Raw genomic sequence first — 22,859 nt, 5'->3', positions numbered from 1 at the left:
TTTACAGTATTTTGATTGACCATGATTTAGGTAGAATATATGGTGAGGACTGAGTATGTGCCTCATATAAAGCATTTTCTTTATTTTTCACATAAAATCCAATTCCTGAAACAGCAAATGGTTCCTCTAATAAAGCAATCCCGAGTCTCATGTTTAATACAGGACTTTCTTTAAGTTCAATAACTTTACCAATTAATTGTTCTTCTATAAAAATCTCATCATTAACTGTAATTTGACTCTCTATTCCTGTCGTGAATCCCACAATTCTTTTATTAAATCCAGCTTCCGATTGCTGTTCTAAGGATTCTCTTCCATAAAATTCATCTTTATAAAAATCAATAAACCATTCTAAACTAGCTTCGAAAATATTTAGTTCTTCTAAATGTTTAAATTCAAAATATGGATGTCGAATTTCTAACATTAACGTCTCTAATGTTTCCCAATCCACTTTTTTCAAGTTAATATCGTCATCTTTAAAAGAATTTATGGTTTCAACCACTATTGGTTCCAAGTATTTTTCAAACAATAATTGATAACCATACTCTGCTGTTACACCTGTTCTTGCCAATAGAATTTCCTTTCCAAATAATTGATTTAACACAAATGATTGAAATGGTAGTGATGATATTTCGAAATCTAAAAATTGTTGAGCTAATCTCCATGCATAAGGGCCTTCAAATCCAAGGAGAGAATGTGTTTGACTTATATCTATAATCTCAATGCCATTCGTCTTTTGATCTTCTAACCAAGCTAGTACAGTGTCCTTTTTATGCGGTGTAGTAATAACTGTAATAGAATCCTCATTTTTAAACAGATTAATAATATCAATTACAGTCCCATCTTCTTGTAACAATAAGGTAAAGAGTGTAGTTTCTTCTTCCATAAACATAATATCTTTCGTAACTAAACGATCTAGGAACTCTACATGGTCCTCCCCTTTTACAACAATTCTTCCTGTTGCTGATAAATCTATTACACCAATTCCGTTACGTACTGCATCATATGCTTCATTAGTTTCTTCTTGTACATTAATTTGATTACTCATGATTAAGCGCCCCCAATTCTCTCTTTATCACATCTTTAATTGTCGGTTGATTACATACATTATTTATATACAGTTGTTGCATTTTCTTTAATTTATCAATCTCCGTTTTGCTATACAGCATATTAAATATGGTTTGACTAGTTTCTTTTAAATCAAACATTTCACAAGTATGCACACATTTAAAATAATCATTTTGCTCCATCAATGGCGCTAATTCTTTATGCCATCCATTTGGAAATACAAGAAATGGATAAAGTCCATTAGGTAGTATATAATTCCATTTTTCTATAATGCTTCTTAAGGTAGGATTATGGCTATCTCTTTGAGTCTTTAATTCTTCATATTCCATATGGTTTACCAGACTAATTACAGGTATTTTTCCAAATACCGCTTTTCCCATTGAGCAGGATGTAATATTATCGGTGATAAATAAATCACATGATAATATTAGTTGCTCATATTCTTCCAAATGAAGAAACGGTAGTGAAACAAATTCTATTTTTCCTCCATTTTTCATAGAAACAAATTTGGTCTCATCTGAAACCCCAATTAATTTAATACATGTATCACTTGGAAAATCCTGAAGATATAGGCTTAATAGTTCTTGTAATATATATTCATAACTAAACCTTGCATCATTGTACTGTTTCTTCTCCATGAGCCTCATTTTTACTAATAGGTTGGCCCATGATGATTTCGCAATCATAATTAATTTATCTTGTTCCCTACAACCTAGTTGTGTTCTTATTTTCATTCTTATTTCTTCATCTATTTGTAAAGCATCTTTATATAATTTGACAGAAGTAATATTCTCACTATCTTGTTTATAACTATTCACTGGACAAGTTCTAATTAGCTTAAATTGAGAGGGGATTTTAGGTAGTTCTATCAATGACCTTTTCTTTAAGCTATTGTAATTTGCATTTTTAAAAAGTTTATTTTCTAATAATCGATCCTCACTACCCCAAGCTAAAGAATCAATAGAAAAACAAGGTATGTGTAGGTTTAATAGATAATCAAGATCAATAATTGGAGACTCTAAAAATAAATTATGGTAATCAGCTAAAACAATAGCATCAGGTTGAAATGAATTATTGATTTGTTTTATAACCTCTTTTTGTTTTAGCCCCTTTGTTAGTGATCTAACATTTGCTACAGATTTACTGGCATACCATAAGAATTTTTCACTTGTTAAAAAATATACTTCTCCATCCTCTTCAATTTGTTTCGCTAGACATAAGGCATTGTGCAACTCACCAATGCTAAAGTGACTAGGTGCAATAAACAATACTTTCATGTCATATTCCCCTCTAATAAAATTTGCGAAAAGTATTCACTATCAAGTAAAGTTTCTCCAACTGCAATATTAAAGCGAATATCTGCATCATAAAATTCGTTCTGATTATCATATATACCAATTTGTATACCTTTCTTTGGCCACTCGTATATAAAGCATTTTGTATTATGAGATAGTGCTAAAATAGATACGTATAACCCATTAGATAATTCGAGAATTACCTTCTTATCTAAGTAAATCTTTCTTTGTTTGTCATTTGGTATTAATGTATTTTGCTCTCCGTTCTGCCAATAATAAATCTTTTTAATTTTTGTTTTCCCTTTTTTCTCCCAGAATAAATGAAAGACACTAGCTTTCATCTTCTCTTTTTGTAGATTTTTCATTTGTATTTGTAAAATTGGTAAATCAAATACAGTTGTATATCCAACTTTCGATTCATTAGATTGACAGAAAATCTGATGAATGAATTCCCTGTATGTATTTTCTTTTACTACTACCGAATTGGCACTGTTCTTGAGATGTATGGAATTAATACTCAAATCTTCCCTACAATCTGAAGTACAAGATTGAACCGTTGGTATCATCAAACCAGGTAAAAAATTATAAGAATTTAATGCTGATTTCTCTTTTAAAATCTTTTTATCTTTATACATAAATTCTGTTATTTTACTACTTTGGTTTACCTTAATCATTATGTCTAGTACGTTATTCTGAACTAAATATTCCTGCTTTTTTTCGTTATATGTCAATTCATTTCTTCCTTTAGGGAAAAGATATATATTTTTAGTTATCGTATTTCCATTCAAGTCATCTTGATACGTAAGTGTGGCATAATGCGCTTTTGACCATTTAACCTTCCCATTAAATTCAAAATCAAAATTGCTTATGGAATCAATGTCTTGTATAAACAAATGTTGTTCGTAAGGTATCTGAGGGAAAACCAATGTTAATTTCCCCTTTAATATGGAAGAAAATAAGTTTTTTAGGCTTCCGTGAATATAAAATTCCCCGTTTTCATTTATAATATGAAATTGGTCAGTCTCAATTGAGTACGGAATCTTATTAGATATAAATTTGGATGTATGACTAGTAATATCGTTATAGATTTCTTCTACTTCATCTTTGCTATCACGAGAACATAAAGTGTAATAGTGCGTTTTTGTTATACATTTTTCTTTATCATTCCGTGTAAATATTACCGCTGGCATCCATCTTAATCCAAATAGGATACGCTCTACATTTCCTTTCCATATGAATCCAATATTAATATTTTGCGATTCAAACAATGTATAATTTCGCTCATACATGTCTGGATGACTAGGTAGATCGAATTGGTTTACAAATTCATAGTCATGTAGTGCATATGGATACTCACCATATACCATAGGTTTAGAAACTAACCCACTCTTTAATGGTACCGTCATCTTCGCATCATATAACATGCACCAAGGGTATATCTTTATATATTTTCCTTCTTGTGCAAAATCTTTTATTTGAACTATCTTATCTGACAAAAAACGAATGCTTCTCTTTAATTTTGTGGCCTTATGAATGATTTCAAAACATGAATCAGATTTTATTGCCCATGACAGCTCATTTACTTTCGGTTCTTTTACTGCATTTAAAAATGGGTAATCTAAATCTGGCCATGCTTCTTTTACTAATAATTGCTGCTTTCTAAGGTCATATATATATAAACAACCAGTACTTTTACTTATTTGTACGGTTATATACATATTTTCTAGAACCAAGTATTCTTCTGTTTCATAAACATGATTTCTCCCAAGCGTATGAACCGGAATTATGGCCTTTATTTCCCCAATACTTTTATTTTGATGACTAACAGCCGAAAATGTCATATTAGTGATACCAATTTCTTGGGGATTCAATAAAATAGGATGTTTCTTTACTTCACCCGGCTCTATAATACAAATTTGGTGTTTTTCTAGCAGTTTGAAATCTAGTATTTTAGGGTTTCCTTGTTGGATAAATAATTTGTAAATTAATCTATCTAAAGAATTATTTTTCACATTAACGATACATGCAGATTCTTTTCCATTAATTAACTTAGGATGATTAGCAACATTTACTTCTAACGGATTTGCTATGGTTACTCCAAAATGAACAGTTAGTTCTAGTTCTTTTGCTTGTAACTTAGTAACAAGTTCCCCCTCAATTTCCTTAGTAACTGTTATAACTTCTTCCCACTCGTACTTTATATTTGGATAAAAAGTTTTCTGTAAATCAATTAAGTAATCGTCGCCTATCTTCGATGTAATACTAGCTTCAATAGGATTTGAAAAATGATTTTTATATACATAACAGATATGAACCTTCTCTCCAACAATTAAATTGTTTCCTTCTAAAATATAACTAGTGAATCTTACTTGTTCTGTTTCTACCTCAGTAATTTTTTCACTTTTTATATCAACCCAACAGTTCACATCTTTTGCTCCAAGATTAATAGCATACTTTACAACTTCAATTCCATTTCTTGTTATGGCGTTACTCTGAATAGAACGTAGGGATTTCAATCCCCTAACTGTTTTCCAACCTCTAGATAGCCATATATCTTGGTCACTTTTTGAAATAATTGGTTTAAATGCATCTAACAGATAATTAATTACATAAGGTAAATAGCTTCTTAAATTTAAGTAGCCATCATAATCTATATACGACCTACTTGTTTGATATAACCCCACTCTTTTATAGAGTGCCATGGCTACTTTATCTTCGGGATTCACTTCTGTATCAATATAATTAATATCTTGTTGAATAAGATTTTTAATTGCATAGGCAAATAATTTATCTGGTATATTTCCCGAACGAAATTCTGGATGGATTAAAAAGAATCCTGCCCAGGTTCCATCTGAAGTTGCGGCTCTTTGACCTGATAAACTAGAAAATAATAAGCTAGCTATAATTTCATTTTCATATTCAGCAATTAAATATAACTGTATCTTCCGCTCTCGAAATAATTGCTTGATGTCTTGCTTATTTAAGGGATACCCATATTTAATGGGGCCATATTGATATTTATTATAAAAGTGCGCTAACTTCTCACTGTCTGCCTCTGTACACTCACGAACTTGAACATCTATACCATGGATCATATTTCCTCAACTCTTTTAGAAACTTGAATACTACCAGTAGCAACTTTCTTTTTATCTACATAAGCAGTGATTTCCACTTGTGAGATTCCCCCAAGTGATCTTCCGATTTGGACATGTAATTCTAGCTGGTCTCCTGGTACTACAGGTTTTAAAAATTTCATATTACGTACAGAAACTAAATAACCCACATATGAACTTGGATCTATTTTAGGTGAACATGCGCCATGTGCATCTATTTTTGCTAGTTCTCCTGTAACATAAACAACAGCCGTCATTTGTGCCAAAGCTTCAATAATTAACACTCCAGGCATAATTGATTCATCTGGAAAGTGCCCTTCAAAAAAAGGTTCGCTTACAGTTACATTTTTAATACCAATTCCACTCTTTCCTGGCTCAAGTTGAATAACTTTATCTAAGAAAAGGAATGGCCATTTATGCGGTAAGATATTTCGAATTTGATCTGCATTTAATACCGGTCTCACTGCACATCATCCTCCCTATTTTCTTCAATAAAATCAGCAATTTTATTAATAGAACCCAGTACTGCCATATTCTCGTCATACACTGCAACGCCAAATTCCTCTTCAATTGCCAGAAATAGCTCTAATGCATCCAAGGAGTCAACTCCTAAGCCTCTTCCGAATAATGGCTGATCATCAGTAATGAAATATGGTTCGATTTCTAAATCTAATCTCTCAGTTATAATTTCTTTAATTCTAGTAGTTAATTGTTTTCTTTTTTCAGCAATAATTTTTGTTTCTACATACGTAAACATCTGTTTTCCCCATTTCCTTGTTTAACTAAAAATTCGTCATTTAATCATCTATTGTTTAGCCATTAACTAATCCACCATCCACTGTAAAAACTTTCCCAGTGATATAACTTGCATAATTAGAGGATAAAAATGTTGTTAGATGTGCTACCTCTTTAGGATCCCCAATTCTGCCAAGCGGCACTAGTTCTAACATCCTTTTTAATGTCTGTTGATCCATTCCTTTTGTCATATCTGTTTGTATAAAACCAGGTGCAACAGCATTAACCCTAATCCCGTATGCCCCACCTTCTAATGCTAAAGTCTTGGTTAAGGAAATAACTCCACCCTTTGAGGCTGAGTAATTACATTGACCTCTTGCACCCGTTATTCCACTTGTCGACGTGATATTTACAATAGAACCTCTTTTCTGTCTCATCATTATTCTTAATGCTTGTCGGCAACAAAGAAATGTTCCTTTTAAATTCAGATCAACCACATGATCCCACTTTTCCTCACTCATCATTGCAGCAAATCCATCATTTATAACTCCTGCATTATTTACTAAAATATCTATTCTTTTTTCCTTTGAGCGTATGTGTTGAAACAATTTATGAATAGAATCTTCATTTGTAATATCTACATGCATAGGAAATGCCTTTCCACCTTTTGCTTCTATAGTGTTGGCTATTTCATTTGCTGATTTTTGATTACTTTGAAACGTAAAGTAAACAGTTAAGCCCTGATTGGCTAGGTCCATTGTTATTGCTTTACCAATGCCTCTTGATCCTCCGATAACTAACGCCACTTCGTTTCCATTAAACATAGACCCGTTCCTCCTTAAATTCTTTCTCTATCATAGTAAGACTTCTTTTTAAATACATCGGTGTTTCTGTAGAGGATACAGATATGTTCTGTTTAAAGGAGCGACATAACTTGGTTAACGTATTTCCGGGACCTACTTCTATAAAGTGTTTCGTACCATTATTCAATAAAGTGTAGATAGTGTCTTGCCACATAACTGGATCTACGCATTGTCTTTCTATATCTTGTAAAATATTGATTCTATCTGTAGTTGGTTTTCCTGAACAGTTTAAAACAATTGGTATTTGAGCATTTTTTAACGAAAATAAATTTAAATACTCCTTAAACTCAAGAACCATTTCTCCCATTAAACGTGAGTGAAATGCATGACTAGTTGAGAGTATTTTAGTTTTTATACCATTTTTTTGATCTAGTACCTTTTGAAATTTAAGAATGCTCTTACTCTCACCAGAAAATACAACCTGTGTAGGGGAATTATAGGCAGCAATATCAATTTCATATTGTTTAGATTCCTCTACAACTTCAAATAATGTTTGATATGTGTTCGATACAATTCCTAACATACACCCCTCTTGCTTTACATTACTCATCAGCTGACCACGCTTCCGTACAATTGATAGTGCATCCTGGAATTGTAAAGATCCTGCTTCTACCAGTGCGGAGAATTGCCCTAAGCTATGCCCAGCTACTTTAGATGGCCTTATACCGTGCAAATGTAAAATTCTTGATAACCCTGTGCTTACCGTAAGAATAGCTGGTTGAGTAACACTGGTTTCTATTAATTTTTCACTTGGCCCATATAAACATAGTTGCTTTAAATCAAATCCTAGCGTATCATTTGCTTCCTCAAATAATGGGACAAATATGTTTGGGTATTTATCTAAATACCCTTTACACATCCCTACGGATTGAGACCCTTGTCCTGGAAAAATAAATGTAATCATATGACACCCCCGCTATTTTCAAAATGAAGCTTTTCTAAAATTTCTTCTGGTAATCTACTGATTAATTGATCATTCGACCGTGTTAAAACGTGTTTTGAAAATCCCTCCGCTAACAAAACTCGGCATCTCTTGCGGAATAATTTATAAACAAATTCTATATAAACTTTACTTTCATTCTTAAGGTAGGTTTCTACAATTAAGTCGTCTTGAAAACGAGCTGATTTTTTGTAGGTACATCTTATATCAATAATTGGAAAATACAATTTTTCCTGTTTTAAATACTGGTTTATACCAGTCATATCTAGCATTTGAAACCTACCTAGCTCAAACCAATGAAAATAATGAGAATGGTGAGCAATTCCCATAGGATCGCATTCCCCAAAACGAACATTCACCTCATTTTTTACTAAGTACACTTATTTCACCTACTTTTCATAAGAACGTCGAAATTTTTGTATGGAGATTGTTAAAAATAAAATTCCCATACCAATTAATGCAGCGGATGGAATAAGAACAGAGGAGAACTCTTTGTTATATACTAATAAATCGTTAAAGCCTCCCATTGCCCAAGCTGTAATCGTAATATGCGCTAGGTTTTGCATCCATTCAGGCTCTATATAAAGTGGCCACCAAGATCCACCCAAAGCAGACATAGTTAACACGATTAAAATAGAAATACCATTTGCTTGTGATCTTGTTTGACATATAGAAGCTAATAAAATTGCCAGGCTTGAAGCTGCAAATGCAGTACATATCACTAGCAATATAATTCCTAATACACTTTTCCCTAGCCACATTCCAAATACAAAATGTCCTACGCTAAAAAGGACTGCACATTGAACAATAGCTGTTATAAAGCATGAGAGCATCTTTCCAAAAATGATTGATAATGTATTAATAGGTAAAGTAAGAATTTTTCTTAACGTTCCATTCTCTCTCTCTTCTACTAATGCACCTGCAGCTGCTGCAGTACCTAAAAGTACAAACATAACGGCATATCCTGGTACATTAGATTCAAATGGAGTGGGTTTATGTTCATTATCTGATGCTAATTTTTTAAACTCTACTTTCACATTTACTTCCATTTGGGCAGAGGCTTGTTTTACAATCTCTTTAGTCATATCTCTTTGTATTTCTGATACAATTTGAGTTACAGCATTTGAAACAACACTTGGAATAATGCGATCAACTTCATCTTCTATGATGATGACTTTGGCCTCTGTCCCTGAATATACATTTTGTGTGAAATCCTTAGGAATTACGATTGCTGCTTTTTTAGTTTGAACTTCCTTTTTCACTTGTTCTTCTGTATATGCTTTCTTTTTACCATTTAGTTCATAAGTTTCTTCTATCTCAAGGGCAGGGATTTTTTTCAATTCCTCAATAACCCTTTTAGAAAGTTCTCCATTATCATTTACTACTATAGGAATCTTGAATTTTTCCGTCTTACTATCAAATACATTTGATAATGCAAAACTAGCAACTGCAATAACTATAATAGGTGTAATAAATAAATAGATTAGACCAGGGATATCCTTTAAAAGAATAAGTAAATCTTTCTTAGCTATATACCAAGCTTTCATTTTTACCATCTCCTTTCATTTAAGACCTTAAATTTTTGCCCGTTAAATGTAAAAATACATTTTCTAAATTAGAATTTTTAACATTAAATAATTCGATTTTTAAATTATATTTTTGAATTAATTTCATAACTTCTCTTGTAACATTAAAGCTATCTACACATTGAATGATGACTTTTTTATCTACCAAAGTGCAGGACTTCACATCAACAATCATTTTTGTTTTATGTATAAATTCTTCTGGAATATTTGATATTACAATCTCTAAATAATTTTCCCCATACTTTGTTATTAAATTTTTTGGGGTGTCAATATCTAATATTTCACCCTTATCATAAATTGCTACACGATGGCATAACATCTCAGCTTCTTCCATATGATGAGTTGTATATATGACAGTGATTCCTAGTTCTTCTACGAGATGGCGAATACAATTAAAAATATGGTTTCTTGATTGCGGATCAATTCCCACTGTTGGTTCGTCTAAGAAAATAACTTTTGGCTTATTTAACAAACCGATCACTAAATTAATTCTTCTTTTCATACCACCTGAAAATGTATCAATTCTCTTATGTGCCCAATCCTCAAGCTGTGCGAATTGCAAAGCTTCTTTTATGCGGCTTTTTTTCCTATTTCCCTTTAATCCATATAAATCGGCATAAAAAGATAAATTATCATATGCAGTTAAAGTCGGGTATAGCGCTAAATCTTGAGGTACTACACTCACATTTTTTTTAATCTTATTCCGTTCAGTATACAAGTCGTAGTTACATACTGTACCATACCCTTCATCTGGCAGAGTAAGAGTAGATAAAATCGATATAAGTGTTGTCTTCCCAGCTCCATTCGGTCCTAGTAATCCTATAATTTCACCTTTACGGATATCTATGCTTAAATTCTTAATAACTGTATAATCTCCATATGATTTCTTAATGTATCGAATGGAAATCATAGTATTTATATCAGTCATAATGTTTCCCCCTTCTTCTTGCTGTTACAATTTATTAGAAGTGACTCTTCTTTATCTCCATTAAAGCTTCAAGGTATTTATATCCATACTTTTCATCTGGTTCTAGGTATGTGCCTTCTGCCCACTCATTCCAAGCATTAATAAATAAAAAGTCAGTGTCCTTACTATGTTGTAAAAGATACTTCTTAAACTTATCGGGATTAGCCCCTTTCACAATTAAAGCGCTTTCTTTTTTCCTTGGAGAGTTATCCCAATCTACAAATGCCCCTTTATATATGTTTTCACGTTCTTTAATTTGACGGTTTAATATTCTTTTCCATACAAAATCATAACTTAAGTGAAAATCTTTTTTTTCTTGATGTAGTGAAGTTGTATTACCTATTAGTTTTTTTAAAGTGTACATAGGTTCAAACTCTATAGCAGCATCAAAAAGAAAATCTGATTTATCTTCAAAAATTGTTAACATTTCTACAAAGTGTATCCCCAGAAGCCCTTCAGATTGAGCCCATTCATTCCATAGACTCAACATTTTATTTAGGTTTGGTATAGAAGCTGGTCGGTAAATTACAAATATCGGTTTATCTTTAATATTTAAATAGTTTTTGTTTTTAAAGAATGGCAAAAGATAATTAAAGTGTTCTTTCCAATCAGACTCATCCCCATATTCTTGTCGCATTAATACTTCTTGGTCTTTTCCATCCCATGATCTTGTCCAAGATTCATTTGCCCAACATAAGCAATATGGGAAATCAATCTCCTTACATTGATTTCTCAATTCTATTGGTTTTTCTAGTAATTTTTTCCCTTTGAACCAATAGTGATAATAGCAAAAACCATCTAAACCATACTGTTTTGCTAAATTTATCTGCCACTTATGTACATCTAAATCTAACAAATTGTAATAATAATCCCTTAATGGAGCCCTAGGCTGATAGTGTCCCAGAAAACGTGGTTTTGCTTTTTTTACATTGGTCCATTCTGTAAAACCCTTTCCCCACCATAAATCGTTTTCAGGTATTTCATAAAATTGTGGTAAGTAAAAAGCAATAGTCTTCATTAGTAAGGACTTCCCCCTTCCCCATATGCAGTTACGTACTTATTGATAAAAAGCAATTACACAATATAAAACTCTGCTTTTTAACACGAAACTATTTAATCTGATGTTAAATCTTGTCACAAAATAAGGCAAAAAGACCCTAATTATTATAATTTTCACACATAAAAAACTATATTTTTAATTTTTTTTAGAAAATTATTCAAAAAAACACTTTAAATCCAGTTAAGTATTGTATAGTTTTATATGATAGGAGGGGAAAAATATGTCGTTTTTTGGCGAAAAATTCACAAATTTATTGATAAATTTAGATGTAGCAAGCCTAATTGGAAAAATAAAGCAATACCAAGGGAGATTGGAGGTCTATGAGAAGGAATTTCCATGTACATTAGAAAAGTTGCAAAAATCTACTCAGCTTCAGCATACCAAAGATTTTGTCGCAATGTATAAAAACTTAAAAATAACAAATAAAAGGTTAAAAGAATTAATTATATATGATCTGTCGCCAAAAACAATGATTGAAGATGAAATATCTTGTTACGTTGATGCGCTATCACTCATTCATAATAACTATGAAAGGCTTACTATTGATCCAAGCACAATCTTAGAAATACATTTTCAACTTTTTAAATATGCTACTTCGGATAGTGGAACGTGGCGAAAACAGGACATCTTACTTGAAGAACATGAGCAACTTAATTTCTCATTTTATTGCTATCGTCCTTTAACGATTAAAGAAATTCCAGAAGCAGTAAAAAATTTATGTGAGGAATACAATTATTTATTAAATCAAAAAGATATTGATCCACTACTTTTAATTTGTAATTTTGTACTTAATTTTATATGTATTTTTCCTTTTGAATCTGGAAATGGAAGAATGGTACGTCTACTTATATCTTTATTACTATTACAAAGTAAACATTCACTAGTGAAATATATTTCACTAGATAAAATAATAAAAAAATACGAGAGAGATTATTATGATGCCTTATATAAATCTTCAGCAAATTGGCATTTTCAAGAACACAATGTATCCTTTATATTAAAATGTCTATTACATATTATTCTAGAAGCATATAAAGAACTAGACGTACATATTACAAGTTACCAACTGAAAGGGAACAAAAGCTATAAAATTAAAGAGTATATATTAAAACAAGAACTACCTTTTACAAAAGAAGCAATACGAATGGTATTTTCAGATGTTTCACCAAGCACAATCAATAAAGCATTTGCTTGTTTACAAGAAGAAAAATTAATTAAACTAATATCAAAAGGCCGTAATGCAGTTTGGACTAAAACAAAAATATAAATAATATCAAAAAATATAGGGTAATTTTCTAACATTAATGATTAAAACATATATATAAATTTATTTCACATACACAATAGATATTTTTACATAATACATATAGAGAGAATTTGTCGCTACACTATTCATACAACTATTTTTGTATTTTTCCTCTATACTTCCGAAAGTCTGATAACAGACTTTATAGGAAGTATTTAAGATATACAAACTAGACATTCAGATTTTATATCACCACTATTATTTTAGTAATAGGAACGTTTAGCTTTTATTCATTAAAAAATTCGATTTCACTTAAGTAAGTGCTGATTAATTTTGTCTCTAATAGCAATGGCTATAAATTCTTCAATAGAGCTATTTGTTTCATTTGTAATTTCTTTCAAGTATTTGTATTCCTTACTTGTAAGTATGACCGACTTCGTTACTGTATTACTATCCAAATATACGCTATGATTCATTCTTGGAACAATTTTCCCTTCTATTATATAAGGCGTTAACTCCTCAATCCATTCCATTTGAATTCCTGGTGGTAATGTAATTAATGATTGACGAATCTCAAAATACCAAAATGTTTCTTCTTCTAAAATCTTTATATTTCTTGGAGATACGTACTGTAATATATTATCGATTATGTGAAAAATATTGTTTCGTAATTGCGCAGATTTAGGAAAACGAAACTTAACAAACCTTTGATGATGACTTCTAGGTTTATCCGACAGTTTATAAGCGGACTCATATCCTGCTTTTAATGCCTCACTTAGTGTCATATTAGTTCCAAATTCATCAAGAACTATAATATCACCACGTTTTGGAATAGAAATAACACGTGCCAATGTATTGCCTTTTACAAACTTTTGAAATAATACTACATTATATTTCTGCGAAAATGTATATATATGATTAACTTGTTCTACTTGCTGAACAAGTTCACGAACATCCTCCTCCTTCACAAATTTCGTTTGTCGATTACGATGTTCTATTAAAAAATAAACTAACTTTCCTTCTTCTATCCATTTTTCAAGCTGATTCATACTAATATGAAACTCTTTACTTGCTTGATATAAAGTAATCCCCTCAATTTTACGTTCTTCTTTTACTTTTTCTACTTCTTCTCTACTAAATAAAAAACTACCATCTAAACGCCACGTATCCTTATTGATTGGTGTTAGCTTTCCTTGCTTCATTAAATTATTAAAAATAAAGTGACTTATATCTAAATAATCTTTTACTTCATTTGTAGTCATAGTCATTTCATATGCGCTAATCATTCTAATTCCTCCTCACACCTCGTAATTCACATAATAATATTATGTAAATTAAAATTTATATAATTTACATTTTAAATAAATTATAACATATATCGATATATATTTTAGATTGTAAATTAGATTAATGTCTAATTTAACTTTCTTTTTAAATTTAATTTTATACAATATTAAACTATATAATAAAAACATTATTTTTAAAATTAAATAATGACTATAGAAAATGGGAGATTTTCTATAGTCATTATTTATTTATAGCTTTGTAAAATTTAATCTTAATATATAATTTAATTTCTAAATAATTACGTTATAATATTTAATATAAAAGAAATTTATAAAGGATTGAATAACATTGAAATTTGAAATAGATATTATTCATAGTGATATTTCTTTAAATAACATAGAGAAACAAAAACAAAATTTTACAAATCTAATTACATTATGGAATCCTGATTATATAAATGAAGCGGAATTAAAAAAGGAAAATAACGAAAGAGAAGATTCATATACATATGAAGGATTTTCAGATGAAGAAATACTGTACTACTACTTGAATCGACAAACACATTTTGACCAAGAAAAACGAATCAAGGATGCATCAAGAATTCTATATGCACGTGATTTAAGTCAGTTTTATTTCTTTATTAGACAAAGTGAGGAATTTCTACAGAAAGATGTAAAGGATTATAAATTTGGTCAAGTATGGAGAAATCTTAGGAAACGGCATATCCGTAATTATCAAAAATGGTTATCTCAAGAGGCAACCTCCTATCAGTCAAAAGATAAATACAAGCCATCTACAGTTAGTAGAAAGCTTGGTGTTATTCGTTCATATTTGAAATGGCTATATGAAATCCAATATATTCAGGATCCTCTACATGTTGAGATACTAAGTACAACTGTAAATAAACAACATAAACCTAAACGGGAGTTATCATATGAGGAAGTAAAACAATTGCTTCATTACTACAAGGACAATGAAATCAATTACGCTTTATTGTCAGTTCTAGCTACCACAGGGTTACGTGTTGCAGAAGTCGCACATGCAAAGTGGGAAGATCTTGAGTATGATACTATACGAGGACGATATTATTTAAAGGTTGATACAAAGGGAGATAATGAGCGGATTGTTTCCATTAATAAGGAGATTTTCAATCGGATTGTCGCATTTCGAATGCGGAGAAGATTACCTATAGACATTGGAAATAGAAATGGTGGAACAGTATTTCAAACTAAAAACCATACTGCTTATAGAGAGAATTATTTGTCACAATATATTTCTAAAATCATTAAGGATACTCAGCTACCCTTTACAGAGAATATGGGAATTACTCCCCACTTCTTTAGACATTTTTATGTACAGTACTTATATGATTACAAAGAATTACCACCTCATATTATCGCAGCTGCAGTAGGTCATAAAAATGATCGTACTACGAAAGAAAATTATTTAAATCAGCGATTGACGAAAGATAATGATGCCGGGAATTTAATTTTGGAAGATGAATTTTAAATTGAACCTCTATAAATTAAATATTAAATCGATTCAATAACACCACTTATAGTTATGTATTTTTTATATAATTAGAATCGATTTATTGTCTGTTTTCCTTTATTTCTTCACATAAATGTTCATTATTAATTCGCCAAGTATCCCTATAAATAGGTTGTATTTTGTGTAATTTAGTATACCCTTTTATAAAATAATTAGAAAAATTCTCACCAGAATTTTTCATAATTTAAAACTTGATTTCATTTAGAAGTGTTAATTTATTAGTTGTAAATAATATATAATTCAATTTTTTTGTTCTAATAAAGATTGCTTCTGAATTTTTAAATTTATTACCAATTTCTACTGCTTTGTCAGTATTTTTTAACGTATTATTTTTATTAACCTCAATTATATCTTTTAATGGAATATTAATTGTTGCACCTTGCCATGTAATGGTTATTTTTTCGATTGATTTTATAATTTCTATTTCTTTCATATTACTAGTAACTCCCTAATCTATTTGTATTTATCTATATAATAGAGTATATATTCAGAATAGAAACCAGCCAATTTCATATATATTCACTCAGCCATTGTGTAAATAGGTAATACTAGTACAAAGATTTTTAGATTTAGTTACAACCTAGGGCTAATTTGCAAATTTTTTTGAGTTGAGTCTTCCAATAATCTAAATTATGATGATATTATTCATAATATTAAATGCTATGAAAATGAGTTGAAGTGGCTTTAGCATTGCTTAAAACCTATAACCAATTATTTGTTAATAGTTTAAAAATAATCTTATAGGAGAGGATAGATAAAAGTATCTTATAACGAATAAACCATATGTGAAAAATATACAGGAATGGTGCTAATGAGAAAAAAAACTAAATATCAGACTTGGATTCGAATGAAAAAACTGATTGTATTTTTGATAAGCTCAATAATTCTTCTATTGATAACATTATTGCCTATTACTTTCTATCTGCGAATCCTATCAGGGGTTATAGCGATGCCTTTTATTTATATAACGTTTATACTTTCTTATTCTACTTACCAATTCGCAGCATTCGGAGAGGATTACCAATCAAAAATACATGATTTAATTGTTAAAAAATTGAATTGGGATGGAGAAGGAAAAATATTAGATATTGGAACAGGTAGTGGGTCATTGATTATTAAACTTGCAATGACTTTTCCTAAATCCTTTTTAACTGGAATTGATTATTGGGGGAAGAATTGGGAATACTCACAAGATCAATGTCAACAGAATGCTAAAATAGAAGGTGTATCTGATAGGGTTAATTTTTTTAAAGCAAGTGCCGCTGCGCTCCCTTTGCAGGATGATGCATTTGATATAGTTGTAAGTTGCCTAACATTTCATGAAGTGAAAGATACAAACAATAAAATAGAATTAATTAAAGAGGCTATAAGTGTATTAAAACCTGGTGGTGAATTTATCTTCTTAGATTTATTTATGGATGAAAAAATATTTGGGGATACAGAAGAGTTCTTAAATAACCTAGAGAAACTCGATATATCTAAATTGAATAGCTACAAGCTTGCTGAAGAAATGAAATTACCAAAGCTTTTATTAAATAAAAAAGTATTAGGAAATGCAATGATTTTGAGTGGCAAAAAGTAAAAGGGTATTAATTGCTTACGAAAGTATTGAAGAGTTTTCTAAATAAGGGTATTAACTTTATTTAACAAAGTGATGTAACTCTATGTATTTTTATTAGTGAGCGGACGTAGACCTATTTAAGCATTTAGTGTGTTTGGTAATTAAATATGAATTTTTCAAACGTAACGTAGTGAAGCACTTTATATAGAAGTAGCGCCACATCGCTATCAAGCTAAGATTATGTAAAATCAATTTCAGGTGAGAAGGTTTTGAAAAAGCTGATTTTGTATTAAATAAACCAAAAGATATTTTGAATTTACTTTAACCAAGCTCGTGTCTAATAAAGAAATTAAGTTACTCACTAAAAAGTCGATTTCTTAACGTATAGGAAATCGACTTTTTATTTATAGGATTAGCGAAAGAAATTTGGTTATTGTTGGCGCTATCTTTCAGTGAAGGTTTTATTGATATTCTAGTTACCTTTATGCTTCTTATTAAAATTCCTGGCAAAGTTTATGGGTTAATAATTAACCTACGGCTAATTTATAGGTAAACTGATAATCAAAGTGTTAGCTTGATGGAAATAAAATAATAGAACTCTTTTTAAATGTAGTTGGAAATTTAATTAAAAAATATGAGGTTTAGTCCATAATAATTACAAATTAATTAATAAGAAAACAAAGAGTGATTCCTCTTTTTATACCGTTTTATTAAACCGGAAAAACTTCAATTTTTGTTGGCTGTGAAAACCTACGTTCTAATTCTCTTTTAATCTTATTAACAGCAAAAACTTCTGAGGATGCATGAACTTTGGCTACCTTTTTTATAGCAGTATTACCCGTGACTAAAATATAACTTACCGAATACGATGAAATCATCTATTCACCCTTTCAATGTAACATGTTGTTATAATATATGATCCTTATCTTAACTCTATGAAAGAAATGTAAATTAATATAAAGTTTCCTTTTTAATTCATAGCATATACTTAACTAAATATTAATGAAAAAAGGCCTCTTTTCTCGTTGAAAAGAGGCCTTTTACCGTATCATATTAAGGTTTTTCGGGTACTAGTAATAGTAAGTAATGTACTGGGATACAATTTATTTACTATGCAATTAAGTATAACATGTATATATCATAAAAGGCTGTGTCAAATTTACGAATAAATATAGTATCAAAATACTTATAGCTAACCAAGTACTGAAGTTAAACTATTTTCATACTTCTGCAGTTGACTAAAATTTAAATGAAACTTTAAATTGAGACTAATTATCCAATGTTCTTATCTCTTCGGGAGTATCCTTGTATTTTTTATTTTCTTTCAACAATCTATAAAACTCATTTTTTAATATATTTTTTTCGCGCTCTAGTTTCTTTTGATGCTTAGTCAATTCATTTATACGCTTCGCACTTTCTTGTATTTTTAAATACATGCTCATAATCAACCTCCCAATAAATTATGCTTAAATATATGAGGTTTTTGTACAAAAAATACGGTGAAATTTTTTGTACAAAGGAAGCTTTTCTTTGGTAGTCATTATAGCCTTACTATCTGGAGTTTATGTGTGGAGACATAAAAAACTTCATAGGAAAATTATCTTTACTTCATATCAGCTTCAGGTGCATACGATAGTATATAACTTAATAACACTAGAAAGAGCTAATCAAGATGTCACTTGAAACAAACATTATTCTTTCTTTATTAGATCTACAACTGTGGATTGCTCATCATCGGGATAATAGTCGCATATAAGTAAAAAAACAAAAATTAAATTCAGCACCGTACTCAAATAAGTACGCAAGTGTAAATAAAGAAAATTAGACTTCTATACTTGTATATAAATTAACCGGTTTCTTATATGTTAAGGAACTGGTTGTTGACTTATTAGAAAAAGTTATATTTTATTAATTACTTCCTGGGTCTTTAGATTCCACTTTGCCTTCATTATATTCTTTAATAATACCGAATCCTGAATTCCCCACTTCAATAAATGAGGGTTGTCTTTGATTTGGGCCTATCTCAATATGATGGTTATTCCTTTTGTTTACTCCTTGTGCTAAAGATAAGATTGTATTCCCAATCTTATCTTTTTTCTTTGTAGATTTTTGATACAAAAAAAGGAATCCTCATAATAAGGATTCTGCAACAGAAAAGAACAAAAATATAATAATAAAAAGAATTACTTATATTATAATTTAAAAATAAGACGAATTTGTTGAGAAAATTCAGAACGAATTGAATATTCCTATAAACTTATATATAATTGATTAAGAGTTGGAGTAGTAATCTGTCATCTTTTCCTTTTTTTGAAGAAGATTGATCTCAATCTTCTATTTTTTGTGTTTTTTCCTCTTCCCTCGAAAAAGGAACAAGAATTACTTAAGAATTGTGGAAATAGCTTGCTTGTAGACTAGTTGTTGCTTACCATGAACTATCATAAGAACGGTAAATTTATCCGTTGCAAGAATCTTTCCACGTACTGGAACGCCATTCTTTAAAAATACTGTAACTGCCCCTTTTTTCTCTTTCAATTGTTCATACATATCTTCTTGTAAATTAAACATGAAATGCGCCCCCTGGTTTGTTTGTATTTACTTTTCTTCTAATACCTGCTGCTTTTCACTGTTGGATATTTGTGATTCCTATTCACTTTCTATTTTTCTAAACGATTTTCCTATTTTGCTTAAATAATATCTTTTTACTTCACCATTAGGAATCCAAATTTCACGTTCCTGTATTTGATTCATTACTTCATGAAGAATCTCATCATGTTCATACTTTTTAGGTTTTCTATAATGTGTTTTTACAAACTGTGTATATTCTCTACGTAACCAATTAGAAATATGTTGTCTTTGCTTGAGATGTGACCATTTTTTATTTGTTTGAAGTATTTTTCCATTTACTTTTATGTGGTTTTTCATCGACACTCATCCCCTTTTACTAGCAAAACGAATATATCACTATCGTATCACATTTAAATTGAAATACTGCTCTAGGTACATATTTCGCAAGAAATCTATACGAAATAAAAAAACTATCTCTATTTCACATAAAATAGTATCCAAAACAGACGAGATCGAATTCATTAAGCGGATGAATTAGACACAAAATTTAATGTAGACTATTGATTATATGGTTTGTTTTTTATTAAACATTACGGTACGTGAAATTATATATTTCCCTTACAAAAAAAGCCCCTTGAAAGGAGCACTTATTTTACAAGATACTGTTCTATTTCTTTTATTAATAGTTCTGCACCTTCTGGACTTAATGATATCTTACCCTTTGCTAGGGCTATGTTACGATTTGACACTTCTCCTGTTAATGCACAAACATGACCAGGCTGATACTTCTGTAAAATAATGTCTTCCCCTTCTACAAAAATCTCTAATGGTGATTTTTCTTTAATCCCAAGCGTATTTCTAAGTTCCTTTGGAATTACTATACGCCCTAATTCATCCACTTTTCTAGTTACTCCGGTTGCTTTCATCCAGCATATTTCCCCATTTCATTATCAATTTGTACCCAAGTTATTCTTTACTATTGTAACAGGCTTTCACCATACATGAGAAACATAATGAACCAAAAACAGACCATCATTATAAGAAATTCTTTAAACCCTTGCTGAAAGGAAATACGACCTTCTTCCATCCTACACGCCCCTTACCTATAAATCTGGGCAATCTCGTAGTTCCTCCAAATCCGGCAATAGCTCCAATACGGACTTCAGGATGTCCTAATCTAGCATGATTAGCACAAATACGAATCGTACAGGATTCAGCTAACTCAAGTCCACCTCCTAGTGCAAATCCATTGATGGCAACAACAACCACTTTTCCTAATGACTCGATTTTATGAGTAACCGTAACAGCCAACTGAGCTAAATCCCGTACTTCTAGTGGAGTGGCTTTATTGAGAAACTGAATGTTAGCACCTGCGGAAAATGCCTTTTCTCCGGTACCGATAATTATCAATGCTTTTACACTTGAATTAGTTTTAGCCCGGTCCAAGACGGAGGAAAGTTGCTCAAGAACATCTCGGATTAACGCATTTAGTGATTCCGGTCTGTTTAATGTAATTCTTGCAATACCATTTTCCTCAGTGTAGAGGACGGCACTTTTGTTTAACATTTTAATCCCTCCAATAGTTTAGTGTGCAGACACAAAAGGATACTAATTTCTATCACTTCTTTTATAACATTAAGAGAGGATTTTTACTGAAATGTCATCACCGACTGATTGCTCGTTCATAAATGAGATTATATTTAGAATATACTGCATAATTCAAAAAGTTTTTTATTCATCAATTTAATCTCGTAGGATGCCCTTGTGGCGAAACATCTTGCATTTTTAACCACGACTAATACTCAGACACAGAACCTATCCCACAGCCCTCTTTGGACCGCTTTCAATATAAAATGTTCTTCTTTGGACATAAAAATCCTCTTTAGGAAAAAATACTTAAGGGGGTTAAATTTCACAAATTCCCTTTTAAAATGTCGCGCCTTTCTTCTAAACATCACATTTTTTTAAGGGTTCAGATTCATGCCCATCAAGTTAAAATTTTGTAGCATCTCAAAATGAAATTTTAACCCCTCTTGTAACAAGACATCTTATTTTATCGTTTTGGGGATGAGCTGTTTTCTTAATGGGGTAGCACCACATCGCTATCAAGCTAAAATTTTATAGTACCCCCAGAACGAAATTTTGTGTTAACTTATAACAAAAAATATATATTTTAGAACGTACTACAACTTCTGTTTGGCTACTAAAGTATCTAAAAAGACAAGGTCAACGCCAATTCAGAAACTAGGTTTAACCGATAAACGATATTAATAAACTGGGCAATCATCCTTATGATTTTTTTAGAGGTTCCTGTGAAATTTTATGTTAAACTTACTATAAAGATTATGAAAATTCAATCTTCAATAAACGTGCAGGATTATTGAACAAGTTTTATGAATTTTAGTGGTTGCATCATTAGTGAAATGCTTTATAACAACTAATTAAGGAGAGATAGAATATGAGAAATAACTTTCAAATCGTTGCGTTACAAGAGAAGGAATTTAATAACCTATTTCTAATGAGTGAAGAAGTATTAAAAAGTATCGGGGCAGTCAAAATAATAGCAAATGAAAATCCTGGATATCCTTGCAGGATAAGTTTGAAGGATGCAGAGGTAGGAGAAGAGGTAATCTTACTGAATTACCAATATCATAGTGTTAATTCGCCTTATAAAGCAAGTGGTCCTATATTTATACGAAAGGGAGCAACTACCGCTAAGCTAGATGTAAATGAAATTCCGCTTATGTTACATCATAGGTATCTATCTATACGTGGCTATAATGCTGACTCAATGATTGTAGAAGCAAGGGTTACAGAAGGTGTAAATTTAAGAGAAAATATAGATGAAATTTTTGATAATAAAGAAGTAGAATATATTCACATTCTTAACGCTAAACCAGGATGCTATAACTGCCTTGTTAATAGAGTGTGAAAAAATTGAAAATGCAAACTTCTATTAGCCTATAAGGGATACCCCCAATCGCTATTAGGCTAATTCAACAAAATCCTCCCTAAAATTAAA

The 22,859-nt window shown here is 30.7% G+C and carries 22 protein-coding genes and 1 pseudogene; 4 read left to right on the top strand and 19 right to left on the bottom strand.

Annotated elements, in window-relative coordinates:
* Position 1: 1 nt before the first annotated feature.
* Genes M1D73_RS28425 through M1D73_RS28375 form a run of 11 tightly spaced genes read right to left on the bottom strand, consistent with a single transcriptional unit; the run spans position 2 to position 11,582 of the window.
* Positions 2–1,045, bottom strand: coding sequence for an aminomethyltransferase family protein (locus M1D73_RS28425; protein WP_100655259.1), 1,044 nt, complete (start codon positions 1,043–1,045; stop codon positions 2–4).
* On the bottom strand, positions 1,038–2,342 hold the full coding sequence (locus M1D73_RS28420; RefSeq protein ID WP_086401055.1) for a DUF6365 family protein: 1,305 nt from the start codon (positions 2,340–2,342) through the stop codon (positions 1,038–1,040). Before M1D73_RS28420 ends, M1D73_RS28425 begins: the two co-directional genes overlap by 8 nt.
* Positions 2,339–5,455: a GNAT family N-acetyltransferase gene (locus tag M1D73_RS28415; RefSeq protein ID WP_100655258.1), complete on the bottom strand. Its 3,117-nt coding sequence runs from the start codon at positions 5,453–5,455 to the stop codon at positions 2,339–2,341. Before M1D73_RS28415 ends, M1D73_RS28420 begins: the two co-directional genes overlap by 4 nt.
* Entirely contained in the window at positions 5,452–5,937 is a 486-nt protein-coding gene (gene fabZ / locus M1D73_RS28410; protein ID WP_100655257.1) for a 3-hydroxyacyl-ACP dehydratase FabZ, read from the bottom strand. Before fabZ ends, M1D73_RS28415 begins: the two co-directional genes overlap by 4 nt.
* The gene (locus M1D73_RS28405; protein ID WP_100655256.1) at positions 5,934–6,230 is read right to left on the bottom strand and encodes an acyl carrier protein; all 297 of its coding nucleotides are present in this window, start codon (positions 6,228–6,230) and stop codon (positions 5,934–5,936) included. Before M1D73_RS28405 ends, fabZ begins: the two co-directional genes overlap by 4 nt.
* Before the next feature lie 55 nt (positions 6,231–6,285).
* Complete coding sequence (gene fabG, locus M1D73_RS28400) at positions 6,286–7,032, bottom strand: 3-oxoacyl-[acyl-carrier-protein] reductase (RefSeq protein WP_086401058.1); 747 nt, start codon at positions 7,030–7,032, stop codon at positions 6,286–6,288.
* Complete coding sequence (locus M1D73_RS28395; protein WP_086401059.1) at positions 7,025–7,975, bottom strand: ACP S-malonyltransferase; 951 nt, start codon at positions 7,973–7,975, stop codon at positions 7,025–7,027. Before M1D73_RS28395 ends, fabG begins: the two co-directional genes overlap by 8 nt.
* Complete coding sequence (locus tag M1D73_RS28390) at positions 7,972–8,391, bottom strand: acyl-CoA thioesterase (protein ID WP_065229867.1); 420 nt, start codon at positions 8,389–8,391, stop codon at positions 7,972–7,974. The genes M1D73_RS28395 and M1D73_RS28390 overlap by 4 nt, the downstream gene beginning before the upstream one ends.
* A 9-nt stretch (positions 8,392–8,400) precedes the next feature.
* Positions 8,401–9,558 carry an ABC transporter permease gene (locus M1D73_RS28385; protein WP_000649290.1) on the bottom strand — a complete coding sequence of 386 codons (1,158 nt, stop codon included), beginning with the start codon at positions 9,556–9,558 and terminating at the stop codon, positions 8,401–8,403.
* A 19-nt stretch (positions 9,559–9,577) separates the two neighbouring features.
* Positions 9,578–10,525 (bottom strand): ABC transporter ATP-binding protein, encoded by a 948-nt coding sequence (locus M1D73_RS28380; protein ID WP_000129820.1) that lies wholly within the window; start codon positions 10,523–10,525, stop codon positions 9,578–9,580.
* A 34-nt stretch (positions 10,526–10,559) separates the two neighbouring features.
* Positions 10,560–11,582 (bottom strand): glycosyltransferase WbsX family protein, encoded by a 1,023-nt coding sequence (locus tag M1D73_RS28375; protein ID WP_000848168.1) that lies wholly within the window; start codon positions 11,580–11,582, stop codon positions 10,560–10,562.
* A 262-nt stretch (positions 11,583–11,844) separates the two neighbouring features.
* Between M1D73_RS28375 and M1D73_RS28370 the strand changes: the two genes are divergently transcribed.
* Positions 11,845–12,891 (top strand): Fic family protein, encoded by a 1,047-nt coding sequence (locus tag M1D73_RS28370; RefSeq protein WP_100655255.1) that lies wholly within the window; start codon positions 11,845–11,847, stop codon positions 12,889–12,891.
* A 287-nt stretch (positions 12,892–13,178) separates the two neighbouring features.
* On the opposite strand, the gene M1D73_RS28365 is transcribed toward M1D73_RS28370, so the two are convergent.
* Positions 13,179–14,156 (bottom strand): DNA-binding protein, encoded by a 978-nt coding sequence (locus M1D73_RS28365; RefSeq protein WP_100655254.1) that lies wholly within the window; start codon positions 14,154–14,156, stop codon positions 13,179–13,181.
* 349 nt (positions 14,157–14,505) lie between these two features.
* On the opposite strand from M1D73_RS28365, the gene M1D73_RS28360 reads away from it, so the two are divergent.
* Complete coding sequence (locus M1D73_RS28360) at positions 14,506–15,666, top strand: tyrosine-type recombinase/integrase (RefSeq protein ID WP_166572497.1); 1,161 nt, start codon at positions 14,506–14,508, stop codon at positions 15,664–15,666.
* A gap of 226 nt (positions 15,667–15,892) precedes the next feature.
* On the opposite strand, the gene M1D73_RS28355 is transcribed toward M1D73_RS28360, so the two are convergent.
* The gene (locus M1D73_RS28355; RefSeq protein WP_166572498.1) at positions 15,893–16,141 is read right to left on the bottom strand and encodes a SunI/YnzG family protein; all 249 of its coding nucleotides are present in this window, start codon (positions 16,139–16,141) and stop codon (positions 15,893–15,895) included.
* 378 nt (positions 16,142–16,519) lie between these two features.
* Here M1D73_RS28355 and M1D73_RS28350 point away from each other — a divergent pair, with 378 nt between their 5' ends.
* Positions 16,520–17,290 (top strand): class I SAM-dependent methyltransferase, encoded by a 771-nt coding sequence (locus tag M1D73_RS28350; RefSeq protein WP_166572499.1) that lies wholly within the window; start codon positions 16,520–16,522, stop codon positions 17,288–17,290.
* Positions 17,291–18,537: 1,247 nt separating this feature from the next.
* Here M1D73_RS28350 and M1D73_RS28345 read toward each other — a convergent pair.
* The 6 genes and pseudogenes from M1D73_RS28345 to M1D73_RS28320 all read right to left on the bottom strand — a co-directional run.
* Positions 18,538–18,711, bottom strand: coding sequence for a hypothetical protein (locus M1D73_RS28345; RefSeq protein ID WP_166572493.1), 174 nt, complete (start codon positions 18,709–18,711; stop codon positions 18,538–18,540).
* Between the two features lie 466 nt (positions 18,712–19,177).
* Positions 19,178–19,387 (bottom strand): hypothetical protein, encoded by a 210-nt coding sequence (locus tag M1D73_RS28340; RefSeq protein ID WP_098212848.1) that lies wholly within the window; start codon positions 19,385–19,387, stop codon positions 19,178–19,180.
* 261 nt (positions 19,388–19,648) lie between these two features.
* A complete protein-coding gene (gene hfq / locus M1D73_RS28335; protein ID WP_166572500.1) occupies positions 19,649–19,837 on the bottom strand; it encodes an RNA chaperone Hfq in 189 nt (62 codons plus the stop codon).
* A 78-nt stretch (positions 19,838–19,915) separates the two neighbouring features.
* On the bottom strand, positions 19,916–20,194 hold the full coding sequence (locus M1D73_RS28330; RefSeq protein ID WP_166572501.1) for a transposase: 279 nt from the start codon (positions 20,192–20,194) through the stop codon (positions 19,916–19,918).
* 290 nt (positions 20,195–20,484) lie between these two features.
* Positions 20,485–20,763 carry an AbrB/MazE/SpoVT family DNA-binding domain-containing protein gene (locus M1D73_RS28325; protein ID WP_000648344.1) on the bottom strand — a complete coding sequence of 93 codons (279 nt, stop codon included), beginning with the start codon at positions 20,761–20,763 and terminating at the stop codon, positions 20,485–20,487.
* A gap of 166 nt (positions 20,764–20,929) precedes the next feature.
* A pseudogene (locus M1D73_RS28320) lies at positions 20,930–21,403 on the bottom strand (enoyl-CoA hydratase/isomerase family protein); the annotation flags it as partial.
* Between the two features lie 892 nt (positions 21,404–22,295).
* Here M1D73_RS28320 and M1D73_RS28315 point away from each other — a divergent pair.
* A complete protein-coding gene (locus M1D73_RS28315) occupies positions 22,296–22,769 on the top strand; it encodes a DUF1203 domain-containing protein (RefSeq protein ID WP_166572502.1) in 474 nt (157 codons plus the stop codon).
* Positions 22,770–22,859: the final 90 nt, after the last annotated feature.

Source organism: Bacillus sp. PK3-067, assembly GCF_056738645.1.
This window is presented reverse-complemented; position numbering and strand designations above follow the sequence as displayed.

Bases quoted from the DNA above. Each gene is read 5' to 3' on its own strand.
- M1D73_RS28425 (WP_100655259.1), bottom strand. From the start codon at position 1,045: ATGAGTAATCAAATTAATGTACAAGAAGAAACTAATGAAGCATATGAT.
- M1D73_RS28420 (WP_086401055.1), bottom strand. From the start codon at position 2,342: ATGAAAGTATTGTTTATTGCACCTAGTCACTTTAGCATTGGTGAGTTG.
- M1D73_RS28415 (WP_100655258.1), bottom strand. From the start codon at position 5,455: ATGATCCATGGTATAGATGTTCAAGTTCGTGAGTGTACAGAGGCAGAC.
- M1D73_RS28405 (WP_100655256.1), bottom strand. From the start codon at position 6,230: ATGTTTACGTATGTAGAAACAAAAATTATTGCTGAAAAAAGAAAACAA.
- fabG (WP_086401058.1), bottom strand. From the start codon at position 7,032: ATGTTTAATGGAAACGAAGTGGCGTTAGTTATCGGAGGATCAAGAGGC.
- M1D73_RS28395 (WP_086401059.1), bottom strand. From the start codon at position 7,975: ATGATTACATTTATTTTTCCAGGACAAGGGTCTCAATCCGTAGGGATG.
- M1D73_RS28385 (WP_000649290.1), bottom strand. From the start codon at position 9,558: ATGAAAGCTTGGTATATAGCTAAGAAAGATTTACTTATTCTTTTAAAG.
- M1D73_RS28380 (WP_000129820.1), bottom strand. From the start codon at position 10,525: ATGACTGATATAAATACTATGATTTCCATTCGATACATTAAGAAATCA.
- M1D73_RS28375 (WP_000848168.1), bottom strand. From the start codon at position 11,582: ATGAAGACTATTGCTTTTTACTTACCACAATTTTATGAAATACCTGAA.
- M1D73_RS28370 (WP_100655255.1), top strand. From the start codon at position 11,845: ATGTCGTTTTTTGGCGAAAAATTCACAAATTTATTGATAAATTTAGAT.
- M1D73_RS28365 (WP_100655254.1), bottom strand. From the start codon at position 14,156: ATGATTAGCGCATATGAAATGACTATGACTACAAATGAAGTAAAAGAT.
- M1D73_RS28355 (WP_166572498.1), bottom strand. From the start codon at position 16,141: ATGAAAGAAATAGAAATTATAAAATCAATCGAAAAAATAACCATTACA.
- M1D73_RS28350 (WP_166572499.1), top strand. From the start codon at position 16,520: ATGAGAAAAAAAACTAAATATCAGACTTGGATTCGAATGAAAAAACTG.
- M1D73_RS28345 (WP_166572493.1), bottom strand. From the start codon at position 18,711: ATGAGCATGTATTTAAAAATACAAGAAAGTGCGAAGCGTATAAATGAA.
- hfq (WP_166572500.1), bottom strand. From the start codon at position 19,837: ATGTTTAATTTACAAGAAGATATGTATGAACAATTGAAAGAGAAAAAA.
- M1D73_RS28330 (WP_166572501.1), bottom strand. From the start codon at position 20,194: ATGAAAAACCACATAAAAGTAAATGGAAAAATACTTCAAACAAATAAA.
- M1D73_RS28325 (WP_000648344.1), bottom strand. From the start codon at position 20,763: ATGAAAGCAACCGGAGTAACTAGAAAAGTGGATGAATTAGGGCGTATA.
- M1D73_RS28315 (WP_166572502.1), top strand. From the start codon at position 22,296: ATGAGAAATAACTTTCAAATCGTTGCGTTACAAGAGAAGGAATTTAAT.